Annotated in this window: 22 protein-coding genes; 1 reads left to right on the plus strand and 21 read right to left on the minus strand. The window is 41.1% G+C overall.

The genetic code is table 11. The annotated features are described in order from the left end of the window. Positions 1-77: 77 nt before the first annotated feature. The 11 genes from Q4567_RS12790 to Q4567_RS12840 all read right to left on the minus strand — a co-directional run bounded on the left by Q4567_RS12790 (position 78) and on the right by Q4567_RS12840 (position 12,024). The gene (locus Q4567_RS12790) at positions 78-1,712 is read right to left on the minus strand and encodes a methyl-accepting chemotaxis protein (protein WP_216048398.1); all 1,635 of its coding nucleotides are present in this window, start codon (positions 1,710-1,712) and stop codon (positions 78-80) included. Between the two features lie 102 nt (positions 1,713-1,814). Continuing rightward, positions 1,815-2,225, minus strand: coding sequence for a TIGR01244 family sulfur transferase (locus Q4567_RS12795; RefSeq protein ID WP_216048399.1), 411 nt, complete (start codon positions 2,223-2,225; stop codon positions 1,815-1,817). Between the two features lie 13 nt (positions 2,226-2,238). Next, complete coding sequence (locus Q4567_RS12800; protein ID WP_252729097.1) at positions 2,239-2,997, minus strand: sulfite exporter TauE/SafE family protein; 759 nt, start codon at positions 2,995-2,997, stop codon at positions 2,239-2,241. A 3-nt stretch (positions 2,998-3,000) separates the two neighbouring features. Then, positions 3,001-3,873 carry an MBL fold metallo-hydrolase gene (locus Q4567_RS12805; RefSeq protein WP_216048400.1) on the minus strand — a complete coding sequence of 291 codons (873 nt, stop codon included), beginning with the start codon at positions 3,871-3,873 and terminating at the stop codon, positions 3,001-3,003. Further along, positions 3,866-5,407, minus strand: coding sequence for an ATP-binding cassette domain-containing protein (locus tag Q4567_RS12810; RefSeq protein WP_303500622.1), 1,542 nt, complete (start codon positions 5,405-5,407; stop codon positions 3,866-3,868). The genes Q4567_RS12805 and Q4567_RS12810 overlap by 8 nt, the downstream gene beginning before the upstream one ends. After that, positions 5,397-7,001, minus strand: a complete 1,605-nt coding sequence (locus Q4567_RS12815; protein WP_303500623.1) for an ABC transporter ATP-binding protein/permease — start codon at positions 6,999-7,001, stop codon at positions 5,397-5,399. The genes Q4567_RS12810 and Q4567_RS12815 overlap by 11 nt, the downstream gene beginning before the upstream one ends. Continuing rightward, on the minus strand, positions 7,001-7,111 hold the full coding sequence (gene cydX, locus Q4567_RS12820) for a cytochrome bd-I oxidase subunit CydX (protein ID WP_100643419.1): 111 nt from the start codon (positions 7,109-7,111) through the stop codon (positions 7,001-7,003). Before cydX ends, Q4567_RS12815 begins: the two co-directional genes overlap by 1 nt. Positions 7,112-7,129: 18 nt before the next feature. After that, the gene (cydB, locus tag Q4567_RS12825) at positions 7,130-8,266 is read right to left on the minus strand and encodes a cytochrome d ubiquinol oxidase subunit II (RefSeq protein WP_303500625.1); all 1,137 of its coding nucleotides are present in this window, start codon (positions 8,264-8,266) and stop codon (positions 7,130-7,132) included. Further along, the gene (locus Q4567_RS12830) at positions 8,263-9,855 is read right to left on the minus strand and encodes a cytochrome ubiquinol oxidase subunit I (RefSeq protein ID WP_303500627.1); all 1,593 of its coding nucleotides are present in this window, start codon (positions 9,853-9,855) and stop codon (positions 8,263-8,265) included. Before Q4567_RS12830 ends, cydB begins: the two co-directional genes overlap by 4 nt. A gap of 253 nt (positions 9,856-10,108) precedes the next feature. Further along, positions 10,109-10,744 (minus strand): DUF3365 domain-containing protein, encoded by a 636-nt coding sequence (locus tag Q4567_RS12835; RefSeq protein WP_303500629.1) that lies wholly within the window; start codon positions 10,742-10,744, stop codon positions 10,109-10,111. 8 nt (positions 10,745-10,752) lie between these two features. Beyond that, complete coding sequence (locus tag Q4567_RS12840; RefSeq protein ID WP_216048406.1) at positions 10,753-12,024, minus strand: NAD(P)/FAD-dependent oxidoreductase; 1,272 nt, start codon at positions 12,022-12,024, stop codon at positions 10,753-10,755. A 210-nt stretch (positions 12,025-12,234) separates the two neighbouring features. Here Q4567_RS12840 and Q4567_RS12845 point away from each other — a divergent pair, with 210 nt between their 5' ends. After that, the gene (locus tag Q4567_RS12845) at positions 12,235-13,539 is read left to right on the plus strand and encodes a sigma-54-dependent Fis family transcriptional regulator (protein WP_252729099.1); all 1,305 of its coding nucleotides are present in this window, start codon (positions 12,235-12,237) and stop codon (positions 13,537-13,539) included. Positions 13,540-13,611: 72 nt separating this feature from the next. On the opposite strand, the gene Q4567_RS12850 is transcribed toward Q4567_RS12845, so the two are convergent. From Q4567_RS12850 to asnS, 10 genes are all read right to left on the minus strand, one after another. After that, entirely contained in the window at positions 13,612-13,827 is a 216-nt protein-coding gene (locus Q4567_RS12850) for a DUF2892 domain-containing protein (protein ID WP_216048407.1), read from the minus strand. A 31-nt stretch (positions 13,828-13,858) separates the two neighbouring features. After that, positions 13,859-15,169: a hypothetical protein gene (locus Q4567_RS12855; protein WP_303500632.1), complete on the minus strand. Its 1,311-nt coding sequence runs from the start codon at positions 15,167-15,169 to the stop codon at positions 13,859-13,861. Next, positions 15,169-15,954, minus strand: coding sequence for an outer membrane lipoprotein-sorting protein (locus Q4567_RS12860; RefSeq protein WP_303500634.1), 786 nt, complete (start codon positions 15,952-15,954; stop codon positions 15,169-15,171). Before Q4567_RS12860 ends, Q4567_RS12855 begins: the two co-directional genes overlap by 1 nt. Positions 15,955-15,972: 18 nt before the next feature. Then, positions 15,973-18,513, minus strand: a complete 2,541-nt coding sequence (locus Q4567_RS12865; RefSeq protein WP_303500635.1) for an RND family transporter — start codon at positions 18,511-18,513, stop codon at positions 15,973-15,975. 167 nt (positions 18,514-18,680) lie between these two features. Next, the gene (locus Q4567_RS12870; protein ID WP_303500637.1) at positions 18,681-19,811 is read right to left on the minus strand and encodes a GGDEF domain-containing protein; all 1,131 of its coding nucleotides are present in this window, start codon (positions 19,809-19,811) and stop codon (positions 18,681-18,683) included. Next, complete coding sequence (locus Q4567_RS12875; protein WP_303500638.1) at positions 19,811-20,413, minus strand: membrane integrity-associated transporter subunit PqiC; 603 nt, start codon at positions 20,411-20,413, stop codon at positions 19,811-19,813. The genes Q4567_RS12870 and Q4567_RS12875 overlap by 1 nt, the downstream gene beginning before the upstream one ends. Beyond that, on the minus strand, positions 20,406-22,088 hold the full coding sequence (gene pqiB / locus Q4567_RS12880) for an intermembrane transport protein PqiB (RefSeq protein WP_216048413.1): 1,683 nt from the start codon (positions 22,086-22,088) through the stop codon (positions 20,406-20,408). Before pqiB ends, Q4567_RS12875 begins: the two co-directional genes overlap by 8 nt. Further along, positions 22,075-23,229 carry a paraquat-inducible protein A gene (locus tag Q4567_RS12885; RefSeq protein WP_216048414.1) on the minus strand — a complete coding sequence of 385 codons (1,155 nt, stop codon included), beginning with the start codon at positions 23,227-23,229 and terminating at the stop codon, positions 22,075-22,077. Before Q4567_RS12885 ends, pqiB begins: the two co-directional genes overlap by 14 nt. After that, on the minus strand, positions 23,226-24,638 hold the full coding sequence (locus tag Q4567_RS12890; protein ID WP_303500641.1) for an aminotransferase class V-fold PLP-dependent enzyme: 1,413 nt from the start codon (positions 24,636-24,638) through the stop codon (positions 23,226-23,228). The genes Q4567_RS12885 and Q4567_RS12890 overlap by 4 nt, the downstream gene beginning before the upstream one ends. 130 nt (positions 24,639-24,768) lie before the next feature. Beyond that, on the minus strand, positions 24,769-26,166 hold the full coding sequence (gene asnS, locus Q4567_RS12895; RefSeq protein ID WP_216048416.1) for an asparagine--tRNA ligase: 1,398 nt from the start codon (positions 26,164-26,166) through the stop codon (positions 24,769-24,771). Between the last annotated feature and the right edge of the window lie 86 nt (positions 26,167-26,252).

Raw genomic sequence — 26,252 nt, forward strand, 5'->3', positions numbered from 1 at the left:
ACGAGAGCTTTTTCATTCTTCTGAGCTCGCCGCGGCACAGTCAGCAAAAGTCTAAATAGGTTAAACAGCTTGTAAAACTACAATTTAAAGCGATTAACTACAGTATGCACTTTATCACTGAGGGCTTTTAGCGCCTGACTAGCTTGGTTTAAGGTGGCTGCCGTTGTGACAGATTGTTCTGAGGCATCGTTTAAATCATTAAGTCGCAAGTTAATGGCTTGCGCGGCTTGAGTTTGTTGCTCTGTCGCTTGGGCTATCTGGCTGTTCATTTGCGACATTTGGCCCATTAATCTTGCAACTTCTTGCAGTGTTTCATTCGCTTCGTTTATGTTTCCTACCGTTTTTTGAGAAGTGTCTTGGCTGGTTTTTACTGCTTCCACTGCGGCTTTAGCATCGCTTTGTAATTTCTCAATCATGGTTTGAATTTCGTCAGTACTATGTCCGGTGCGGCTGGCTAAGGTACGGACTTCATCGGCAACGACAGCAAATCCTCGGCCTTGCTCTCCTGCGCGAGCCGCTTCGATCGCCGCGTTTAATGCTAACAGGTTGGTTTGTTCTGCAATCGCTCGTATCACATCGAGTACGCTACCAATGTTTTCGCTTTGTTTGGCTAATTGAGATACAACCGAATTAACCTGATCGATGTTACTGGTTAATGATTGAATATCCTCTACGGTGCGATTCACCGCTACGGCTCCCGATTGGGCATTGGTTTTAGCATCAGTTGTGGTGTTTTCCGCATTCAATGCACTGCTACTAACTTCGCTAATTTGTTTCGTCATTTGATCAATAGCATCTGCTACTTGTAAGGTGGCGTCACTTTGCTGTTGGGCAAAGGTGTTACTGCTTTGACTAACACTGGCAACCGAATTGGATTGTTCTATTAACTCTTCAACGATTGTGCGCACTTGCAGAAGAGATTCTCGTATTTTGGAGGTAAATTGATTAAAAAACTGGTTTAGCTGGGTTATTTCATCATTTCCTTTTACCGGCAATTGACGGGTCAAGTCTCCCTCACCTTGAGCAATGTCACGCATTCGTTCACTTGCTTCTTGAATCGGCGCAGTAATACTCCTGCTAATTAACCAAGTAGCGCCAAGAATAACAAGCAATCCGATAAAAGCTTCGAGGATATATGAATTACGCAGTTTGGCGTAAAAGGCGTCAAGTTTATCTAAGTAAATTCCCGAGCCTATAGTCCATCCCCACGGCCGGAATTCTTTGACGTAGGATATTTTCGAGGTTGGTTCTTCCTCACCTGGTAGTGGCCAAACATAGGTCACAAAACCACTGCCTTGTTTTTTGACTAATTGCGACATTTCTCGGAAAAACGTTTTCCCATTGGCGTCAGTGCTGTTGTATAGAGACTCTCCATTTAACGCCGGTTTGAAAGGATGCATAATCATATTGGGGGTTGCATCTTGTAACCAAAAATAATTATTGTCGTCGTATCTAAGCTCACTCACAGTTGCAATCGCCATTGATTTTGCATCGTCTTCGCTGAGTTGTTGGGTACTGGCTAATTGATGGAAGTGTTCAATTACGCTGTATGCGACATCCACAACGCTTTTGTTTTCTTTGTAGGCTTGTTGTTCCAGTGCTTCATAATGATGGTTCAACACACTGAAGCTCAGAAGTACCAGTACGAGCACCATTAAAATGACAATAAAACTTAATCGGTATATCAATGAAAAATTGCGTAAAAATATCATTGCTAATTCCTCGACTATTGCAGCCCAACTTTTAGGCGACGCTTGCTGCCGCGTTATGCTTTTTCTTTCAGTCTAGTCTATTTTTGTTGATTCAAAACTTAATCACTTAAAATAGTCTTTAATTGCTGACAAATCATAACCTTTTGAGGAACATAGTTGTTGTAACTGTTGGAAGCTGGCCTGTTGTTTTTGACTCAACGCCCAAAGGTGGACTGCACGAGTGCCACTTCTGCAAAAACAATGGACTAAGCCCTTATGTTGTTCAAGCAAGCGTTTAAATAACGCAATTTGTTGATTTGAGTAAATACCCGATTTAACCGGAATATGCTGATACTCAATTCGAAGTGAACGACATATCTGTTGCCATTGGTGACTATTTATTTGAGTGGCAGACTCATTATCGGGGCGAACATTAATTAGCATGGTTAAGCCATTTTCAACTAACTGTGAGAGTAATTCATTATCGAGCTCACCAGATATTGAAAAGTGGTCGTTTAGGTTGACGATAGGCATGGCAAATCCTGGTTTAAACGTTGGTCATAAAGGTGTAGGCCGATAGCGCAATTAGCCCAGCACCGAATAGGCGCTTTATCACCAATTGGGGAAGTTTATCTGCGATTCGCAACCCGACTAATATTCCGCCTATTGCACAACTGCTGACCAGCGAGATTAACGGCCAATTTAAGCTGATATCAGCATTTTGAAATACTTTTAAGTACTGGGAAAAGCCACTAATACTCTGCATTACAATAATGACTAAACTGGTACCCACTGCCTGCTTGATGGGGATTTTGGCAATAAACATAAGTGCCGGCACTATCAGGAAACCACCGCCTACACCAATTAAGCCGGCTAAGCAGCCCACCAACAAGCTCGCAGGAATTAGCCAAAACCCTGATTGCGGACTGGTTGTTTGGGTGAGGTTAGGGGCGAGCGGTTTGAGCATAAAAAAACTCGCTAAAAGCATTATTACTGCAAAAGTAAGCAGTTGTAATTTTGCGCTGACAAACTGCGCTAAATAAGCGCCTCCATATGCCGCAAACATACTAGGAATGCCAAAATACAATACCAATTTGTAGATGATATTACCTTTTAGATAGTGGGATATAGTGCCAACTAACGCCACTATTCCTACAATAAGTAGAGATTCTGCAATGGCTAACTTTTCAGGTTCTTTGGCAATAAAAATCAGTAAGGGTAAGGTCAATATACTGCCACCGGAGCCCAGTAGCCCAAGACTCAATCCCATAGCAATTGCACCTAACCAAATCATTGGATCGTTCATGGTTTAAGCCAATTTTGTGGTTAACGGAATTTTGAGATACGCAACACCGTTATCCTCGCTATCTGGCAGCAGTCCAGCGCGAATATTAAGTTGAATTGATGGTAGCAGAAGTCTTGGCGCGGCTAATGTTTTGTCACGTTGATTGCGCATATTGACAAAATCCTCTTCAGTGGTGCCATTTTTTACATGGATATTGTTGCGTTTTTGCTGAAATACCGTGGTTTCCCACGCATATTCGTCACGACCTTCGGCTTTATAATCATGAGCGACAAAAATACGGGTTTCGTCAGGTAGTGAAAGTATTTTCTGGATGGACTGGTACAAGGCTTTGGCACTGCCATTGGGGAAGTCTGCTCGCGCGGTACCATAGTCGGGCATAAACAGTGTGTCACCAACAAACACAGTGTCTTCAATCAGGTAGCTAATGCAGGCAGGTGTATGACCTGGGGTATTCATTATTTGAATGTTTAGATGGCCTAAATTGATCATTTCACCGTCACTAAAAAGGTGATCAAATTGACTACCGTCACAAGCAAAGTCTGGTTGTAAATTAAAGATTTTTTTAAAGGTCGATTGGACTTTGCGTATATGCTCGCCTATGCCGATTTCGCCACCACGTTTTTCCTTAATATATTGAGACGCAGTAATATGATCAGCGTGAGCATGAGTTTCCAGTATCCATTCCAAGGATAAATTATTGTCATCTAAATACTTGATCACTTTATCGGCACTGGTGGAGGAAAGCGTGCCGGAATTTGGATCGAAATCTAATACTGGGTCAATAATCGCGGATAGGTTACATGTTTTGTCAGTTACCACATATGTGACAGTATTGGTTGTTTCATCCAAAAATGGTTGAATGATGAGTTTATTCATAATGAATGGCACCTTCTTTGTTTAATTCCGAATGCAATGGAGGATCAAGAGATATTTGCTGATCGATTTTCAGTTGACGTGGAATAATATGAGAGGCAACCAACACGATTTTATGTTGGGCCAATGTGTTGAGTTGGCGGCAGGCAATTTCAATATTGGTTTCATCTAAGGCTTCAAATGGTTCGTCAATCAAAATTAAATTTGCTTTACTTAATAGTGCTCGAGCCAAGCCCAAACGTTTTTTCTCACCGCCAGAAAAACGTCTACCGTTTTCTCCAATCCATTGATTAATATCGCTCATGTAGCCCAAACCAACATCATTCAGGGTTTCAATTAAACATCTATCGGACGCCTCTGGATTGGCAATAAGTAAATTACTTTTTAAGGTATCTGATAAACAAAATGGAAATTGTTCTATGTATAAGCTGTCATTAAGTAACCCTTCAGGCATATCGCTATGGTTGATCAAACGTTTACCTTGGTTGGGGATAAGGCCTGCGACAGCCTGTAAAAAACGACTTTTCCCAGAGCCAGAGCTTCCCACCAGTAAGCTCAAACTTGCTATGTTGAATGTGCCAAACACTTCCGGCATTACTGTATTTTGAGCTTTAAAGTTCAAAACTTCGAGATTCTTAACATGGGGATTAAGTCGCGAAATTGGCACTGACTCTTTTACTAGTTGAGCAATGTTGTTATTGGCAACCTGATAACTTGCCAGCTTGTTTTGAGATTCGATTGAGCGACCCAACCAATCATTTACACTCAGTAACGCCATAGGAATAATCACAAACAAACTGTTTCCTAAGTGAGTACTAGCGTGACTTACTAAAATAAAACACAAGGTTGAGATACTGGTTATAGAGGTCAGCAACGCGGCTAATCTTGTGTGTTGTTGGATTCGGTTTTGTATTTTTCTAATGCTATTTAGTTGTGGTGGTTGCAGTTGATTTTGCATATGCCAGATAGGCGCACTTTCAATATGCTGAATTAAGCGTAATTGCGTCGCTTTTTGATATTTGACTAAGCGCTTAGCGTTGTGCAAAGTTGTGAGTACTAAAGTGGCGTAAATGAGACTAAATACGCTAAAGAAAACGATTAATGGCCAACTTAATGTCGGTGTAAATACAACAGCACAAAACATAAGTGCGCTGATGGATAATAACACACCTGCATTTTGCCCCACCCAAGCAATCCAAATAGAAGCCACTTCTTCACTTTGATAAGCAAGTGCGTTTAAGGATACATCTCTAGATGTAACATTATTGTCGGCGAGGGACTTGAACACCGATAAACGAATGTCTGCCAAAGAGCCAAGCAAGTGCTGATGGCCAAACAACATACTGAAATAGCCAGACGCAATCCGCAATATAGCAAGGGCGCGGATGATGACAGCCGGTAACATGTAATTGAAGCCTATGCCAGCAATGGCTGAGGCGGCAATAAACCAAGAAGACACCAGTAAAATAGTGAATCCCACCAGAAAGTGCACTATGGCCAGAAACAAACTGACGGCTAATAGCTTTTTATGCTTCATTTGGGATCCTCAATACACCATTTTCAAGTTGCCAATGTTGTGTAAACCAGTGATCTGGAATGGACTTGTGTGATGCCCAAATTACAGTCTTGTGTTGCAAGCGTTGACGCAGCAGTAAACTTAGGATTCTATGCTGTTCCTGAGTCAGGTGAGCAGTGGGTTCGTCGAGAAAAACCACTTCGGGGTTAATCAGTAAGATGCGCGCAAGGGCTAAACGCTGGGCTTCACCGCCGGAAAGTGGAGGGTAGTCACCTAAAGGTGTATCTAATTGCTGTTCAAGTTTGATCGCCCAGTCATTCAGTTCTACGTCGACTAACACCTCCCAAAGCATGTGATCGGCGAAATCGCGCCCTAGGGTGAGGTTATATCTCAGCGTATTATCTAGCACTACGGTATCTTGAGTTAACAAGTAACTTAGCGCAGGGAATTGATGTGAAGCTTCCCTAAAACCCATCAATGCCTCTAGCAAAACGGTTTTGCCTGCGCCGGATTGACCCTCGAGAAATATCCATTCACTGGGCTGGATGGAAATCTTTTTTGCGCAAATATTTGGTTGTTTAACTTGAAAATTAAGCCAATCAATTCCGCTGAAGTTTTGTTGGATGACGTTAGGTTTAACCTCTTGATATATCTCTGCAAACCTTTCCGCACTCGCTTCGGCTTTGGATTTTTGGTGGTAATATCGGCCTAATGTTTTTAATTCGGCAAATAATAACGGTGCAACCAGTAACATAAACAGACCAGTGTGTAGATTCATTGACGGTCCAAATTCAAATTCACCAATTAGACTGAAACCGATAAATACGGCCACCAGTGCAATTGATAAGGTCGAGAAAAAATCTAGAACCGTGGTAGACAAAAAAGCCACAGATACCACTTTCATGGTTTTTGAATTTACAATATTGCTGGCATGACTTAAGCGCATCTGTTGCTCATGATGCTGATTAGCGCTGGTAATCAGCGGCAAGGCTTTTAATCTATCTGAGAACATCGCGCCTAAACGTTCTAAAGCGATAAAATGTTTACGATGCAGTGCCGCAGCGCCTTTGCCGACGATAATCATAAACAAAGGAACCACTGGCATACAAAGCAGTAGAGAAACTGCTACCACGTAATTGATGGGGGCGATCACCATTAAGATAACCAGTGGCGTTATCCCGGCCATCCATTTTTGGACACAGTACTGACTGACGTAATTTCCTACATCAGCAATGTGATCAAAGATTAATTGTTGCCAATAAGCCGACGAGTATCGGCGTATTAATGCAGTTTGTTGTTGTTGCCAAATTGCATGGATATCCGATTCAATTTGGCTTTCAATTTTATTTTTGCAGATAGCCGATAAGCTATCTGCAACGTATACACTGACCAACCAAATACATGATGCGACCGCTAAGTATAAAACCTTGCGCCCATCAAATGCTTGTTGCTCAACAACAATCGACATCATCATTTCGGCAAATAACCAGAATGTGAAGATTTGAGCAATAAACTGTATTAGCCTGACCAAAAACACCTTCATTTGCGGCACGCGAAAATCCATGCTTTGCCGCTTTAACCATTGTATAGCTTGAGGTGTTATTTGATTTTCCATTATGATTCGTCCGTACGATCCATATCTTCTGTTGACTCAAGCCACATGGCGTTAATGATGCCAAATGAGCAAGCCAATAAAACGCCTAAAATCCACGTGAAATACCACATAATCTTTTTCCTTTTACATTAATAAATTGCGTGTGACTTACTTAAGTCCGCTTGTTTTACTCGACCTCTCATGACCCAAAAACCATATGCGGTGTAAAACAGCACTATAGGTACAAAAACACAGGCCACAATAAACATAGTTTGCAGGGTTAAAAATGAAGACGTTGCGTCCCACACAGTCAAACTTGCATCAGGCATGATGCTGCTTGGTAGTAGAAACGGAAACATCGAAAACCCAGCGGTTAAAATGATGCCAGCAATACTTAAGCCACTTGCAGTAAACGCCCAACCACTTTTTCCTTTACTTGAAAACAAGGCAGAGGCGAGTGCTGCAACGATACCTAGAACAGGAGCGACTACCATCCATGGATAAATGCTGTAGTTTTGCAACCATGCACCACTGACAACCGATACGGTTTTATGTAATGGATTACTCGTAGCGGCAACATCTATGGTTGAGGTGATTTGATAACCATCGACTCCCAGGGCTAAATAAACACCTGCTAAAGCGAAAAGCGCCGCACTTGTACAAGCCAATATCACCGCAACAGAGCGCGCTCGTTGATACAGGTCACCATCAGACTTAAGTTGTAACCAAGTTGCGCCATGATTTAGTAGCATGGCAACCGAAACTAGGCCAGTAAGCAAAGCAAAAGGGGTGAGTAAACCAAAGAATGAGCCTGTATAGGTTGATTTCAACGTCTCATCTAACTCAAATGGGATACCCAGTAGCAAATTACCAAATGCCACACCAAATATTAGGGCAGGGATGAATCCGCCAGCAAATAGTGCCCAATCCCACATCATTCGCCACTTTTTATTGGTTAGTTTGCTGCGATAGTCAAACCCAAGTGGACGCATCCAAAGTGCGATTAAGGTTAAGGCTAACGCTAAGTATAGACCGGAAAAAGCAGTCGCATAAATCATTGGCCAAGCCGCAAAAATGGCACCACCGGCAGTGATAAACCATACTTGGTTTCCATCCCAATGGGGACCAATTGTGTTGATCATAACTCGTCGTTCTTGATCGGTTTTGCCAATCAGCGTTAACAATGCGCCTACGCCTAAATCAAAACCGTCGGTAACAGCAAAGCCTATGAGTAATACACCAATTAACACCCACCAGATAACGCGCAGCGTTTCATAGTCAATCATGAGTTTGCTCCTTGAGGTTGTTCATTATTCAGTAATTGAGCGGCTTCTTCTAATTCACGCTCGGCGTCAGCGAAGGTCTCGCTAGGTCCTTTTTTGGCGTACTTTTGCATGAGATAGAAGGCTGCAATAAACATAATTGCGTAGAAAAATGTGTAGGCAATTATTGTAATGACGACATCAGTCACAGATAAATTTGATACCGATGCATGTACGGGTAGTATTTCTGCAATCGACCAAGGTTGACGGCCATATTCTGCTACAAACCATCCGGCTTCAGAGGCAATCCAAGGAAGCGGCAGGCTGTAAAGTGCAAATTTTAACAACCAACGAGGCTTGGTAATCTGATGCTTAGTGGAATAGTAAAACGCAAGGGCAAACAGCACTAACATCGCAAACCCAGATGCAACCATCAGCCTGAAACTCCAAAATAACGGCGCAACTTTAGGGATGCTGTAGTCTACTGCTTGTTGAATAGCTTGTTCCGACGGGTTGCTGACATCTTCGGTAAATGGTTGCAACAACATGGCAAAGCCTAAATTGTCTTTATGTTGTTCAAAATCAGCGCGCTCATTGACAGTCGCTTCTCCATTCCTGACTTTATCTAGTAAGTCGTAGGCTATAATTCCAGATAAAATTCGTTCTCTGTGACGCTCTTTATGCTCTTTTAATCCGACCACTTCTTCGTCTAGAGAACGAGTGGCAATAATACCCATGGCATAGGGAATTTGAATTGCATAATCGACTGTTTGGGTCTCATCGTTGGGTATCCCAAATAGGGTAAATGCCGCTGGAGCAGGTTGTGTCTCATATTCTGCTTCTACTGCCGCTAATTTTACCTTTTGAACATCACCCAATTCGTAGCCACTTTCATCACCCAATATAATGACCGAAATCACCGAGGCCAAACCAAAACTGGCGGCAATGGCAAAAGAACGTCTAGCAAAAGCAACGTCTTTATTTTTCAGTAGATAATATGACGAAATCGCTAATACAAAAATAGCGCCTGTGACGTATCCTGCAGAAACGGTATGTACAAATTTAACCTGTGCAACGGGGTTGAAAATTACCTCTGCAAAACTAGTCATTTCCATCCGCATGGATTCAAAGTTGAATTCAGCTCCTACTGGAAACTGCATCCAACCATTTGCAATTAAAATCCAAAGTGCTGAGAAGTTAGAGCCAATTGCAACCAGCCAAGTAGTCATTAAGTGTTTTACCTTGGTCATTTTGTCCCAACCAAAGAAAAACAAACCAACGAATGTAGACTCTAAAAAGAACGCCATGAGCCCTTCAATTGCCAAAGGTGCGCCGAAAATATCACCGACATAATGGGAATAATAAGACCAGTTCATACCGAACTGAAATTCCATGGTTAAGCCTGTGGCAACGCCAATGGCAAAGTTGATCCCAAACAACTTACCCCAAAACTTGGTCATTTGTTTGTAGATTTCTTTGCCAGTCAAAACATAAACTGATTCCATTATGGCAAGCATAAAGCTCAGCCCTAAAGTTAATGGAACAAATATGAAATGAAACATGACGGTAGAGGCAAATTGCCAACGAGATAACTCGATAAGAGTCTCGTTCATACTGTTTCTCCTTGTGATTAAAAATGTGTTTGCGCATAAAGAGTTAGCGAAATTTATTATATTCCGAAGATTTCTAACTCGGAGTTGATCTTAATCAACAGAATTGCATTCAACGTGCCAAATTTTGAAATTCATGTAACCATATGAAATTATGAGGGTTTTATTTTTACCATGGCTCTATAGAGGAGGGTGGTTGTCACTTATGACAGAGGTTCTGTCATAAGTGACAATATGTGATTTAATCACAAGTAGATTATTGACCTATAGGCGCTGTGACACTAAAAGCACCGCGAATATCCTTTAAAGAGAAGTTGATTGCTGTGTCTTGTGGGTAGTGCTGGTTAATTTTGTTGGATAATTCAGGTGAAATATTTGTGCCGTGGCAGGCGATACATAGCTGGCCAGTAGGAATCGCTTTCATCATCCTAAATTGACCGTTTACGGTATCGCTGAATACTAATTTATCTATCGGTTTTCCATTTTGAGCTTGTTGTTCAAACTCAAGTAATACAGGCTTTTGCCATTCATTTGGCAGATTAAGAGGGTTACGAGTTTTTAAGCTAGTACGACTTAATTGCCAGCCATCAGTGGATAGTTCGGCGGCTATTTTCGGTGCTTTATTCTGACAAACTTCCACTGCATTTTCAAAACCGCCAGTAGCAATTGCGTCCAATAATGCACTTTTGAGTTGCTTTCCAAATTGCGCCATTTTTTCCTTGGCGATTTGTTGGTATGATGCATTATCTTGTTGATTTTCTACCTTATTGTTGGCCAATGGTATATTTGATTTTGTTATTTCGTTTGCATTGGCTAGCGTCATATATAACCCAAAACCGGATATAATTGATAAGCTAACTGTCGTTGAATATATTGCCAAAATCTTGTTCATAATTATTCCTACTCTAAACGTTCTATTCCAAGTGCTTTTAACACATACTTTTCGTAAACAGGCTCACTGGTGCCGGTGCGCATTTTGCGCATAAAATACTTTTCAAATGCGATTTTGGCTAAATGCACCCATTTGCCCTTTTTAAACCAAGCGACATTGCGGGGAGGAATTTGCGGCATTGCCACAAATGCTGCCCCAGTATTTCCCATGTCGGCTAGGCAAATTGCGTGCATAGTGCCTTTGGTTTGCGGTGGTTGATTGTCAATAATGAGTGCTTTTAGATTGTGCGCAATAGCTGTCATCATTGTTTCTATCATGTAACCGGTTTTAGGCGTCCCTGTGGGCACTGGTGTTGTCTCAACTGGTGGAATAGCAACACAAACACCGCCCGAAAAAATAGTTGGATAAGTTGGATTACGATGGAATTCATCGGTAACAACAAATCCCTTTGGATTGCACAAGCCGTCAACATTTGCGACTGCATCCACGCCACTAAAAGGCGGTATTAACATGGCGTGATGAAAAGGCAGCTGATGTTCAAATTCCACTTCTCCTTTACGGTTTAATTCGGATACATGCATCATATTTTCACAGACTTCATCTACAGTGCCATTGCATGTCCATTTTATATCTCGAGATCTGAGTTCCGACTCCAACATGGTTTTGGAATCTCCAACACCACCTAATCCCATGTGTCCGATGTAGGGTTCACTGGTAACAAAATGGATTGGAACTTTATGGCGGATTTTGGCATCGCGAAGAGCTTTATCTAATATAAACGCATATTCGTAAGCTGGCCCAAAACAACTTGCGCCTTGAAACGCACCAACCACAACTGGACCAGGGTTTTTCAGCAGTTTTTCGAAATCTTGATAACATTGTTTGGCATGATCTAAGGTACATATGGATTGGGTATAATAATCTGGGCCAGCTCCTTTAATGTTACTAAACGCGAGTTTTGGACCTGTAGCGATTATCAAATAATCGTAACTTATGCTTTCATTTTCATGGGTTAAAATAACTTTGTTTGCGGCATCAATTTTGTCCACTTTTGCACAAATGAACTCTATGCCTTTTTTGTTCAGATATTTTTCAATCGGCATAGTTATGGCGTCAGGTTCCCGCCAGCCAACTGCTACCCAAGGGTTCGATGGCACAAAACGGAACTCCGGTCGTTCATTGACGACAACAACTTGATGTTCTTTACCGAGTATTTCCTTTGTTTCATAAGCCGCTGGCATGCCACCGGTTCCTGCACCTAAGATCACTACTTTAGCCATTTTAGTTCCTCACTTATCTTATCGTTGTTAATAGTTACGATATGTGAACATTATGTAAGCAAGAGGCGTGCTATAAATTCAAAAAATTTAACATGTTGAAAAGTATGCAGTTTATTAAGTATTGATGAACTAGCTTAGATAAACCTTGATTCCTTTGTCATTTTTGTCACAGAATGAGTCAATATTGACTTACTGACGAGCTATCTGGATATGAATATTGGTGTAGTGCAATCGATGATCGATGCCATGGAAAAACCGGCAATTTTTATCGATCTTGAATATCGTATTTTAGCGGTAAATTCCGCCTATCGAGATACTTACGAAAATGAAGTCATTGTTGGTAAAAGCAGTTGTTTTGAAATTTCTCACGGTAATTCATCTCCTTGCGATAAACACGGCGAAGACTGTCCTATGGAGCAATGTAAAAAAACCAATAGAACCAGCAGTGTCATTCACATTCACGATACGCCTTATGGTAAAACCTATTGCGATATTTTGATGAAACCGATTAAAGATGAAAATGGCATAACCACCGGTTTTCTAGAAGTGCTTGATCGCATAAGGTTTGCCTCTAATGAGTCTAATGCACAGCTGATGATAGGTGCATCAGAGCCGTTTAAAACCATGCTGAATAAAATTAACCGCTCTGCTAAGGCCGATATTGCGGTATTACTGCATGGTGAAACCGGCACAGGAAAAGAGCTAGTTGCTAAAGCGGTTCACGAGTCGAGCGCTCGGGCACAAAAGCCTTTCGTTATAATTGAATGTACTGGCCTTAATGAAAACTTATTCGAATCTGAATTATTTGGTCATGAAAAGGGGGCTTTTACTGGTGCAACTCATGCCAAAAAGGGACTGATAGAAATGGCCAATGGTGGTACCGTTTTTTTTGATGAAATCGCCGATGTGCCATTAGCAATGCAAGTGAAATTGTTACGTCTTCTTGAAACCCATTGTTATCGAACCGTTGGCGGAATTAAGCAGAAAAAGGCGGATTTTAGGCTGATTTGCGCAAGCCATAAAAACCTGCTTGATTTGGTAGCGTCAGGCGAGTTTAGGAAAGATTTGTATTATCGCATTGCTGGCTTTCCAATAATGTTGCCGTCTTTGGCTCAGCGACGCTCTGATATCCCGATTTTGGCAGAACATTTTTTAAAACAGTCTGAGCTGCATCGTAAAAGGTTCAGTGAAAAAGCGCTGCTTGCGCTGTGTCAATATGATTTCCCCGGTAATATTCGTGAACTAAGAAGTATTGTTGAACATTCAGCATTGCTCGCAAATGAAGATATTATTGAAGTGGAGGACTTGCCGGAACTCGTGATTAACACCGGTGGTTTTGAAGCCAAAGAAGTGAATCAAATTATTTCCTTGGACGATATGGAAAAACAATATTTATCGCAATTGTGTTTTGCAAGCACTTTACCGGTAGATGAACTGGCTCAGAAATTGGGCGTCAGCCCTCGAACGTTTTACCGTAAACTTCAGAGATATGGCTTAAAATACGAGGGCGTCTGACTTGAGATAGTGCGCTTAAATCTCGCCTCAGACTGATATAAGATTTTGATATTTAATAATAAAGTATACGATTCATTGACCGTTAGCTAATTCCTTTTCAGTTTTGAAACCAAATACTTTGCGAATAACAAAGGTTGCAGGACAAAGGCCAGTAAAACTTTGTTGAAACAAGTTGGCACCAATGAACACCGTAAACCATACAAAGTTTGGATGAACCCAAACGGTTAATGCAACGGATACTAACACCATAAAACCAGCAAATGCGGTTAACGCTCTTTCTGCAGACATAAACATCCTCTTTTTTATCGGATAGCCATAGTTAATAAAAGTATCTGAAACTAGCATAAAGGTTACTAGCATCTTCGAATTGATTGTAAAAGGTGTATTGCTCTTCACCGTAAAATAGATTCATTCCAGCAGACAGTCGCCACTCATCTACAGGGCTGTAATCGGCACGCAGTTTCAAAAATCCGTCTTGATCACTGGTGGAGTAAAAGTTAAATACATTAATTGTTAAGGTTTGCTGCATTAACCGATACACCAGTTGCTGCGTAACGACGATACGACTGCGGTTAGGATCATATTGTGGCGTAAGTGAATTTAAACGCAGTGCTGAATAATCATGAGTGCGCTCCATATACCACTGTAAACTCCCCGATAAATCTTTTATTAGTTCTTGTTCATAACCAATTAACACTCTACTTTGATCGTTAGGGATCAATGCTTCAGTACCCTGGCTATCATCACCAGAGGCATAATAGGCGACTTCAGCTTTGATTAAACCTGCAAAAGCAGGGCTGACTACACTGGCGCCATAAACGTTGAGTTTAGCAAAATAAGGTTGGCCTTGTGCCGTTTGACTGCTAGGCGATTTATGAAATCCATGGTAACCGTATACAGCAATTTCAGATGATCCTAAGGTTTTGTAATAACGCAGTGCATATTCTGGCGACTCAGGTCGGTAGGGTGGGCTCACGTCAAAACCAGGCGCAATGTTTTTAGCAAATTGTGGTGAGAAAAAGGAAAAATAATCGCCGTTAATATAGTTGTCAGGAGCAAATTCAGGGGTAATAACCAAGTCGATATTACCCCAATCAAAAAATCCAGATAACTTTGCAGATAGGGAAGGGGCCTTAAGATAATCATCATTACGACCTGCAAAAAATGATTGATAATCTTTTGGGAAAAGGTCATTTAGAAATAAATAATCTCCCGTTCCCCAGGTCAGCACTTGTTGACCTAATTTCAGATCAAAATATTTTCCCCATTCGCCTAAGGAGTCCAATCTTCCTTGCCAAGCAAACTCCCTAATATCTGCTTTTACCTCATCGAGTATACCGTCATAATATAAGTCGCTAGTAATAGTTACGCTAGAATGGCTGAGCAGTTTTTCCCATTGTACTTGTAAACGAATATCTCTGAGGGTTTTGGCTTGATCAATTTCAGGATCAGAGGATATTCTGTTGCCAGCACTAAAGTCGACAAAGCCGGTAAATAGCGGCTTTGCTACTTCTTCTTCCGACCAATCGCCCATATCCCATTCATCTTCTGAAGTTTGCGCTACAGCATTGAATGTGAAGAGTATTACAGTTATGTATAAACCGCTGGCGAGGGATGAAATTTTTTTCATTAGTCTAGCCATTGATGTGGAGGCGTACGTAAACTGCGTTCCGAAAATACATCATCCGGAAGTCCTAAATCGTAACTGATATTTCTAAATTCCATTAATGTATAACCGCCGTTAATCAAATCACTTACTTTCGAGCGGACAACGGTAGGGAAACCTTGAATATCTTCGATTTTAATCGCTTCAACACGTCGGTAATTAACCCCATCTTCATTGAAAAAATCAATATTCACAGGTAGCTTTGATTGTTTATCGATACTGACTTGATAGTAGCTAAATTCAACGCTATTTGCTGACTTCGGGGTTGCTTTTAAGATGTAGTGTTCAGCGGTTTCATTCAGTAATTCAAAGTTATCCTCTGATACGGCACGGCCTGACACATCTTCATAGAAAAAATGCGATCCCACAAAGGACGTGCGTTTATCGCCAGCCGAAATGCGCTTAACCAAATCCAGCGCAGGTAAGTACAGCCAACGGTCATCGTCTATTGCAATATCTGCATGTTTTTCCACTCTAAATACAGTGTCTTTTACATCTGTTGGACGACTGAAAAATACCATCATCTGTTGATCACCATTGTCTTCAACATCTCGTCTGAGAATGGTGAATTGACGCATTTGTTTGCGTCCCTGAGAATCGACAATCATCATACGTGCATCTGAGCGACCGTCTTCTCCACTGTAATAAGCCACTTTTTCAGCGCTGCTAATTAATTCGGCAACATCAATAGCAGCAAGGGTCGGTAACGACATAAATAACGATAAAGTAAATAATGTAAATCTAGACATTCTAAAACTCCTAATCATCTAGTTTTTAAAAACCAATTGTTTTGCTAACGACATCACAGCGGGCAAGATAAGTAGCGTCACCAAGGCCGAAATTGCCATTATGCTAGCTAAAAATACTCCCACGGTGATATAGGGAACAAGTGGAGCAAAGAGCAAGGGGGTAAATCCTAGGGCGATAACTAACGCGTTACGAGTGATTGCGGTAGCCGGTTCTTGAAACATCAAGGCCAATGTTTGTTTCACATCCTTGGTTTGTTTAAATAAGGCGCGGGCCCTTTCTAAAAAGTGGATCGCAAAATCAACTGACAAACCAAGTGTTAATGCAGACAACACTGCGATTGGCATATCGTAATCTTTGCCAATAATACCAATCAATCCATAAATGAAGGTGATGGTAATTGTTAGCGGCAGCATCGCAAGCACACCATATACTAAGGATCTGAACAAAATTACCATCATCACAAATACAATAATAAATGCGCTTATTAAACTATCGAGCATGCCTGCAACCATATTTTCTTGCCAAATGACATTAATATAGGCTTTGCCTGCCCAGCCTAGTTCAATATTCGCTGGCAGTGGGTTGTTGGCTACATAATCGTCTACTAACTGGATTACCTCAGTCATATCTTGATTATCGCCACTGCTTAATTGCAACCAAACCAGAGTTTGTTGGTAATCGGGCGTGACAAAATGCCACAAGTCATTAGGACGATGAGAAGATTGATATTGCATTAGGGTTTGCGCCACAGCTTGCGGTGAATTCGGGATCTGGTAATCCTTGGCTTCGCCAGATCTGAGTTCGCGATTCACCACTTTAGTTACATCGGCTAGGGAATTAGATTTACCGACCAAGCCTGATGCCTGCAAAGCTGTTTGTAAAGACTCTATGTAGGCAAGTAATTGCGGAGACTGAAAAGCTTTTGACTGGCTCAGGGCTTTCTCTGTCAGGTTTAACAAGTCGTTTAAAAATTGTTCTTCTTGTGAGCTTAAATCAGTAAACATCTTATCTTCTATTTCAATGATAAGTTGCTGATATTGTTCATTTAGCGGCTCATCTTTAAGCTTTTCTAAAGTTGCCTGTTGCCAATTGGTTAAGCTTGAGGGGATATTTTTTGATAATAAGTTCTCCACAGGCACCAAAGATGAATGTTGACTTAGCACTATGTAGGCATCGTAGGTACCTGCAAAATTTTCGTTTAAGACTTTATCGGCTATGCGAATTTCATGATCAGGTTTGAACCATCGCACCGGGTTATCGTTTATTTGAATTTGGGTAATTCCCCACACGGAGATGGCGAACACCACTGAAAAACTCAATATCAATGCGCCTTTGAAGTTCATTGCAATCTTACCCAAAGCACCTGCAAGTTTTGCAATTCTAGTACCGCCACTTTGCTGGCTATGCATCACATCCTGTAAACTTTGTAGTGACTTTTCACTCATTCTCGACAGATAAGCAGGCATAAACGTAATGGTAATTAAAAACGCGAGTAGGATACCTGAACCTACAAAAGCACCAAATATTTGTACCGGAGGAATAGGAGTTAACATTAATGAATAAAACCCCACGGAAGAGGTTATTGAAGTGTACAGCATAGGCGTAAATAAATGTCCTACCACTTCCTCAATCGTGGCCTGAAGATCTTCTCCTGGTTTATGACGGTCACTGAATTCCGATAAAATATGTACTGAATCTACCACCGCAATCGGCATTAGAAAAATCGCAATCATGGATGACATGATATGAACAGTGAATCCCATTCCTATTAATGCCCCCATGGTAATAATGACTGTTGCCATCGCCACTATCATAGGCGCGATAATTAACGGAATATTGCGGAAGAAAATAAACAATAGAATGAATATAGTTAAGCCTGCTAGGGGCGCTGAAATTCCCATTTGCACAAACATCTCGAAACCAAATTGGTCTTCGGCAACAGGCAACCCAGTAATATACCACTGTGCGCTGCTATCACGCTTTTCGATTGCGCCGCGAATTTGTTCAGCAATATTAAAACTTTCGTTTTTATCTAAAATAGGTACGTAAATCGCAGCGGCTTTACCGTTGTTTGATGCCAAAGTGTCTTGTAACAAGGGCAGACGGGACAAGTTGTGTTGTATCTGTTGACTAACTGCAATGGTTTCCGGTGGGGTGGGCATCATCCATTCAAAACGAATCGCACCTGTTCCTTCCTGACTGATATTATCAACTGTTGAAATTGACATGACATCAGCGGAAACAACCCCGTCCAATGACATAATTGTCTTTGTAATGTCAAAAATGTCAGAAAGCACATCAGGCTTAAACACACCGTTTTCATCTTGTGTACTAACCACCCCAACAACTATTGCATCGTGCATACTAAATGTTTGCTTAATTTGATTATGAAACACTCGTGCAGGGTGCTCTGCATCCAGCATGTTTTCTGGATCTGTATCTATTTGAATTCGAGGGATCTGGGCCGCTAATAACACCACAAAAAGCAACAATATTGCATATACAGATTTAGGTTTGTGAGTGCATAAATGCACTAAATTATCGGCTATATTTTTCATGAAACCCAACAGATTTTTTATAATATGTATCAGTAAAGCAATAAAAGTGCCATATCTAGTTTAGATAGCATTGATGCATATTGTTGAGACAGCTTTTCGTCGTTTGAAAATCTTGCAGTGGTTGAAAAATGTGTTTAGTTAAACTGCTAGAGCCTTTTTATGATGGTCTAGAAAGAAGTGGCTTTATCTGCATGGGTGTGGGCGACTTTAGGCATGGTGCGGTTACGTCCTTCTTCTTTAGCTTGATACAAAAACTTATCCGCAGCTGTGATAGCTTTATCTACGCTTATATTCTTGGTTACTTCTTTAACACCGATACTCAAGGTAATACTAAATTCTTTGCCAGCATATTTGAAAATATGATTAGCTACTTTCTTGCGTATTTTTTCTGCTAAAAAGTGTGCATCAGATTCGCTGGTTTCTGGCAAAAGGAATAAAAACTCTTCTCCTCCCCATCGAGATATCTTGTCTTGTTTACGCAACGTTGAGGTAAATAGCGCCGATAAGTTTTGTAGTACGTAATCTCCACCATCGTGGCCGTGGAGGTCATTTACATTTTTAAAGTGATCAATGTCGCACAGTAATAACGACATATTGACTTTACTGCGCTGTGCACGATTGTATTCGTGTTCTAAATAATCTTTCATGGCCCTGCGGTTTGGTAACAACGTAAGGGGATCTTGCATTGCTTGTTGTTCGAATTGGTCACTTAATTTTTGCATAAAAGTAATGAATTTTTGCCGTGAAAATTCGTAGAAGCCAAATAATAAAGTAACCGTTAAAAAGGAATAAATTAAACGTGACTTAAATTCGTGGGTGTAGGATGTATTTAATAAAACTTCGCCTGGATAGAACAACATGATGCTAATCAAAATAACAAATAGGCCAATGTTGGCTAAGCCTTTACGCAAACCGCCAAAAAAGAAAGCTACAGGAGGCAGAATATAAATCCATAATGGTCCAGTGTTGGCATGGCCACCGGTGTAAACTAAATAAAGCATTAAAAATAACAAACATATAAAAATAATGCGGGTAGATATTTTGTAGGTATTTTTGATTCGTTTAAAACGATGGATTTGGTGACTTAAAAAGAATAAAAAACAGGCTGAAAAAAGAGAGATGGATAACACCGTTTCGCCACCGAAAGCGGCGGAAATACCTAAAACAAGAGTGAGGCTATAGCCAATGCAGGAGAAAAGATTGGAGACAAATATTTGTTGATTAGATTCGCTATTTCTATCGCCAACAACACCCAAATAAAGATAAGCCAGCATCCACTTGGTCATTTTTCTGATCATTAGATTTCAACGTTTTCCATGTTTATTACGATATCTTTGCTTAACTGTTCTAGTAAATTTCGTAGTTTGCCCACCGCATGTCCATAACCATTTTCTGCCAGTGGTAGTTCGTACTTAAAGTTATATATTGAGTCAGTTAAATTTCTGTTGCTTTGATCATTATATATCCAATACTGTCCAGCTAACACCACTTTTGATTCATATGTAGGCAGAAAGTGGTTTATTTTTAACCCTAATATTAAGTCTGCTTGTTTGAAATTAACTAATTGTGGATCAACAAAGTAGGCTGTTTTCGACGTTTTATTGAGATCATTTAGTAATGAATTACGAATGCTCGTTTGTAATGGTTGCGCCCAATAATGTTGTTTAGAGTAGAACACTTGATGATTATCCATTTGCATATTCAAACTGGCTTGTTTGAGGTAGTCGGCCAACTCAATAGTCTGAATTGCTACTGTAGTAGGGCGCTGTGCAATATCATCTGGCATTGAAATAGAGGCTGCGTTATCGAGTAGATAATAGTGCACATTTGTGTTCACTTCACTCGCACAACCCGCTAGCAGCAGAGTCAGCCCGAATAGGTAAAAGGTTGGCTTAGTCATTGTCGGTTTCCTGATTTAAAGATTGCGCTTTGGGTTCAACTTCTGGCTGCGTAGCGTCGCTGAATATTAAACTATTCGGTTTTTGGTTGAGTTGTTGCAATAATGGAGTGAGTTGCTGCAAGGTCGTTTGAAACCTTTGCATTGTCGAAATTAATTCTTGATTAGTTCTAGACCCTGCAGAGTAATCTTTGAGTAAGCTAGTTAGCGATTCGGCAGCTTGATTAATATTCTGACTTGTTTGTTGGTCCTTCACGTCAACCAGCAGGCTATCGAGGGTGTCAACGGTCTCTTTTAATGCCTCAGCTGTGGCATTAAAGGTTTGCATTAGTTGACTCGCATCTTCAGACATTTGGGCAAAAGGAATGGCATTTATATTGTCTAAAACACCACTTACTTTTTGAGTGATTTGCGCAAATTCCCCTGATGTTGTAGGAATCACATTGTAGCCAAGAAACTTACTCAGAGGTTCCGGTTCAGCATCCTCATAATGCTGTAAATCAACGTACAAGCCGCCGGTCACAATATTACCAATTTTAAGGGATGCTCTAAGACCTTGTTCTATTCCACGTAATGTTTGTGTTCTAACAATCTCTACACCCGTGTGGTCATCGGGTTGCTGCATTCTGCTTGGCTGGATGTTGATCAGGACTGGAATCGCAAATTCATCATCAAGTAATTTACTCTGCGCTGCGCCTGGTAGGTTAATTTCAATCACTTTACCAATTTGCAAACCTCGGTATTCTACAGGTGCGCCGACAGTTAATCCGCGAATACTATCTTTGATCATCAATACAAAATTAACCCCCAGTTTATATCTTTTGTTTGAAGCGCTTTTATAGTCTTTATATATTTCAAATGACGCTTGTGTTGTGACTAGCTTGCCCGTTGACATACCCTCAGGAATGCCAAATGTGACACCGTTAGTGAGAATGGTTTCGATACTTCCTGTTTTTATTTCTATCCCATTGGCGGCAAGATCAAGACTCATACCGCTGGCATTCCAAAACTTGGTATTTTCAGTGATAAGTTTGTGGTAAGGCGCTTGGATAAAGGCATTGTAAGAAACTATGCGTCTATCTACATCAAAATGCATGTCTTCAAATTCACCGACTTTCAATCCTTTATAAATAATCGGATCACCGGCTTTAAAGGATAGTTCTTCGTCACTATTTAAGGTTATCTGTAATCCTGGTGTGCCAGCTGCTGTGGCAGGGGGATTTTCAAATGCGATAAATTCAGTAGACAGTTCGCCCTCGGTGCTTGGTTCCAAAGTAATGTAAGGGCCGGAAAATAGGGTGGTTAATCCAGAAACACCATTAAGAGAGACACGGGGCCTCACCAGCCAAAACTTACTATCTTTTCCAAGCAGCATTTCGGCACTTGGGCTCATTCTTGCGGTTACAATTACGCCACTTAAATCGGGTTTTAGTTCTACCTTTTTAACCACACCAATTTCGACATCTTTGGTTTTTATCTTTGTTTGATCTGCTTCAATACCAGAGGCTGAAACAAACTCAATGTTAATTAACGGGCCTTGATTTGCCCACTGGTGATACACCATCCACATTCCAATAGACAGGGCGACTAATGGAATCAGCCAAAATTTTGAGATTATTCGACTAGACTCTACATCTGCTTCTTGCGCGCTTACTTGTTGGTTTTTATTGTCTATCATCTTGTGCGTCCGAATTGCTCCAAATTAATCTAGGATCGAAAGTCATCGCTGCTAGCATTGTTAATATCACCACACCACAAAATGCCATTGCAGCAGGACCAGGAAATACACTCATGGTATTACCTAGTTGAATGAGACTAACCAAAATCGCAACGGCGAATATATCAACCATTGACCACCGACCTATAAACTCTGTTAATCGGTACCAAAATATACGGGTGTTTTGTTTTTTGATTGTACCGTTTTGCGCACAATAGTTAAGCCAGATTAATATTACCAACTTACCTATGGGCACAACTATACTGGCAATAAAAATGACCAACGCAATTGGATACGACTTGTTCTGCCACATGGAGATGACCCCACCCAGTATGGTGCTGGGTTCATCGGTACCTAAAAATACCGTGTGCATAATAGGTAAAGTGTTAGCTGGAATATATAACAATATCGAGGTCAGTAATAACGCCCAAGTACGCTGTATACTTTCGGACTTCGGAAGTCTTTTACGGCGGTGTTGGGTTTGGGTGGCGTTGATATAAAGTTGGTGTTTATCCATGGATAACAATGTGGCTACCATGCATAAGGTGAAACCGATGTAAGCATAAAATGATAGGCCAATACTGATATCTGCAAAAGAACTGATTTTGATTAAACTTACGAGTACTCCAATCAAAAATATCTCTGCCATGCTCCATGGAATGAGGGCGTAAACGATATTTAAGATAGTCTTTGAAGTGGCTGGATTTTTATTTACAGGCAATGGCACAACGACTAGCAGTAAACCCAGCAATACTATGGCGGGGACGATGATAATAGACAGCAATTGGATCACCGCTAAAAACATATAATCATTGACGATTAATACCTCTAAGCCGGAAATGATCCCAATTGCATGATTTTGCCCGTTGCTGCTAAATCCAAGAAAGTTAAATGGCATTGATAACAGTAAAAAAATTAAAGCGCTAAGGGCGAACATGATTATTCTTTGATTGGCCCTTGCGAGGTGTTGCGTCAATACGTGCCCACAACATGGGCATTTTGCTTTCTGGCGATGAGCTAAACGAGGTATTTCTACTGATGTATCACATTGTTGGCAGACCGTTTGCCCGCTGTGGATAGGATCGGATAAGTGTTGACTCATTTATAAACACCGTTAGCCAGTTGTATGTGTTTATCCAAACATTCAGAAAATACCGCGATACTTTTATCTATTTCAGTCTCTGTGGTTGCCCAAGAGCATATACTAATTCTAATCACCTTTCGGCCCATCCATGTCGCGCCACCACACCAGGTTACACCAGAGTTTTGAATTGCTTTGAGTGTATTAACCGTAATTTCATCTGAATCAGCGCAGATTATAACTTGATTAAATACAACATCGTTAAGTACTTTAAAACCCGCAATTCGGATATTTTTGGCGAAGTAGACGGCATGTTGATGTAATAACTCAACAAGTTCTGCAATACCGTTTTTACCCAAATAAGCCAAACATGCCCATAATTCTATTCCACGGGCACGCCTAGACATGTCAGGTGTAAAAATCATATTGTCGCGGTTTTCACTGGTTTGTATATAGGAACCTTGTTGATGCAGAGCCTGCGTTAACGCTTTGGGATCTGCACATAAAATAATTCCACAATCGTAGGGCGCATTTAAGGTTTTGTGACCATCAACAGACCATGAATTCGCCAGATTAACGCCTTTGGTTAGTTCATTAAACTTTGCGGATGCTGCCGCCCATAAACCGAAAGCGCCATCAACATGCACCCAGGCTTTAGCGGCTTGGGCTTTAGGAATGATGGTTTGGAAGTCATCGAAAGCCCCGCTACAAACGTTTCCAGCTTGTAAAACGAGAATACAACTATGATCAAGCGGAGGAATCGCATCAACGCGCATGCGACCTTGTTCATCACATTCAACCCATTCAATTTGCTGTTGACCAAATCCTAATAGATTCAACATTTTCACCACAGTTCCGTGGGTTTGTTTAGCTAAAATGATGCGAAGGGCAGGCGCTGCAAAAAGTCCGTGTTGTGCAATGTCCCATCCTAAATGCGTTAATTGACGATAACGGGCAGCCGCCAAACCGCATAAACTGGCAACTGAAGTCCCTCCAACTAGCCCTGCCACAGTATTTTCTGGTAGTTGAAATAGTTGTTGTAACCATTGTTGGCAAACGCTCTCTAATTTTGCCGCTATTGGTGACATGACAAATAGCGCTGCATTTTGATCCCAAACATCAGCTAACCATTTTGCCGCCAAACCTATGGGCAGTGCCGAACCATTAACAAAACCATAATAACGACCATTTGAGTAACGTACTGTATTTTGTGCCCCTTGATTGGCGAGTAAATTTAACAGCGCGTTTGCGTCGCCAATATTTTCCGGTAAGTCGCCATCAAATGCGCTGAGCAGATCCAAATCCTTATTGCTTGGATAGATTGCTTTTTCATCTGTATCTGTCTGGTATTCAAGTGCACTTTTGCAGGCTTGTTTTAACAGAACAGAAGTACGAACTTGCTCGAACATGTGTTTTTGTATTTTTGACATAGTCGTACTTCTTAGTTGTGGGTAAGGCTAACGTTATCACTAAATGTAGTTGTTTTTTAGGAAAAATAAGTAAAAAAAGCCATCTTTAAGATGGCTTTTGTCTGCGAGAAAAGTAAATAAACTTTATCGATTAATAATTTGCATTACCTGGCGAGCGAGGGAAGGGGATTACGTCACGAATATTCTGCATACCTGTGACATAAGCAACTAGGCGTTCGAAGCCTAAGCCGAATCCAGAATGTGGAACTGTGCCATAGCGACGCAAGTCTCGGTACCAAGCGTAGTCTTCTTTATCCAGTCCCATTTCTTCAAGTCGTTGGTCAAATACGTCTAGGCGTTCTTCACGTTGAGAGCCGCCGATGATTTCACCAATACCCGGGGCCAATACATCCATTGCTGCCACTGTTTTGCCATCGTCATTAATGCGCATATAAAATGCTTTAATATCTTTTGGATAGTTCTGCATAATAATCGGCGCACCTACATGCTCTTCTGCAAGGTAACGCTCATGTTCTGACGACAGGTCCACACCCCAATCAACTGGGAATTCGAATTTTTTACCGCAGTTTTTGAGTATTTCAATGGCATCGGTGTAATCCATTCTGACGAAATCTTGGGCGATCACTTTTTCCATTCTATCTTTAACGTCTTTATTGATATGCTGCGCAAAGAAAGCCATATCATCGGCACGTTCTTCCAATACCGCTTTAAACACATATTTTAAAAGATCTTCGGCAAGTTGCGCTACGTCAGACAATTCTGCGAAGGCGACTTCTGGTTCGATCATCCAAAATTCCGCTAAGTGGCGGCTTGTGTTTGAATTCTCAGCTCTAAAGGTCGGCCCAAAAGTGTACACTTTGGACATTGCTGTACAGTAGGTTTCAACGTTCAATTGACCTGATACTGTTAAGTAGGTTTCTTTTCCGAAAAAATCTTGTGAATAATCGACTTCACCTTGTTCGGTTTTAGGGATGTTCATCATATCTAAGGTCGAAACCCTGAACATCTCACCAGCCCCTTCAGTATCACTGGCAGTTAATATGGGAGTGCTGATCCAAAAATAGCCTTTTTCGTGGAAAAAGCGATGGATAGCTTGAGATAAACAATTGCGAACACGGGTTACCGCACCAATGACATTGGTTCTAGCACGCAAGTGCGCATGTTCCCGTAGGTATTCAATACTATGGCGTTTTGCTGACATTGGGTAAGTGTCTGGGTTTTCAACCCAACCTAAGATGTCAACTTGGGTCGCTTCTATTTCTAACGACTGACCTTTACCTTGTGATTCTTTCACTTCGCCAGTAACTGCAACTGAGCAACCTGTAGTGAGACGCTGGATATCGCTGTAATTTTGCATTGTATTCAGTGCAATAACCTGAATAGCGTCAAAGCAACTTCCATCATGCAAATTGATAAAAGATAATCCTGCTTTAGAATCTCTGCGGGTTCTCACCCATCCCTTTAAAACTACTTGTTCCCCGATTGGGTACTTGCCAGTTAACACGTCAACCACTGGGGCATGCGCCATTGATATTCTCCACTACAGCAGGGTTAACCTGCAAATTTTTGATTACAAACTAAAATAAGACAAACGACTAGGATAAACAATAACCT

It is taken from the genome of Aliiglaciecola sp. 2_MG-2023 (assembly GCF_030548145.1).
Taxonomy (GTDB): Bacteria; Pseudomonadota; Gammaproteobacteria; order Enterobacterales; family Alteromonadaceae; genus Aliiglaciecola; species Aliiglaciecola lipolytica_A.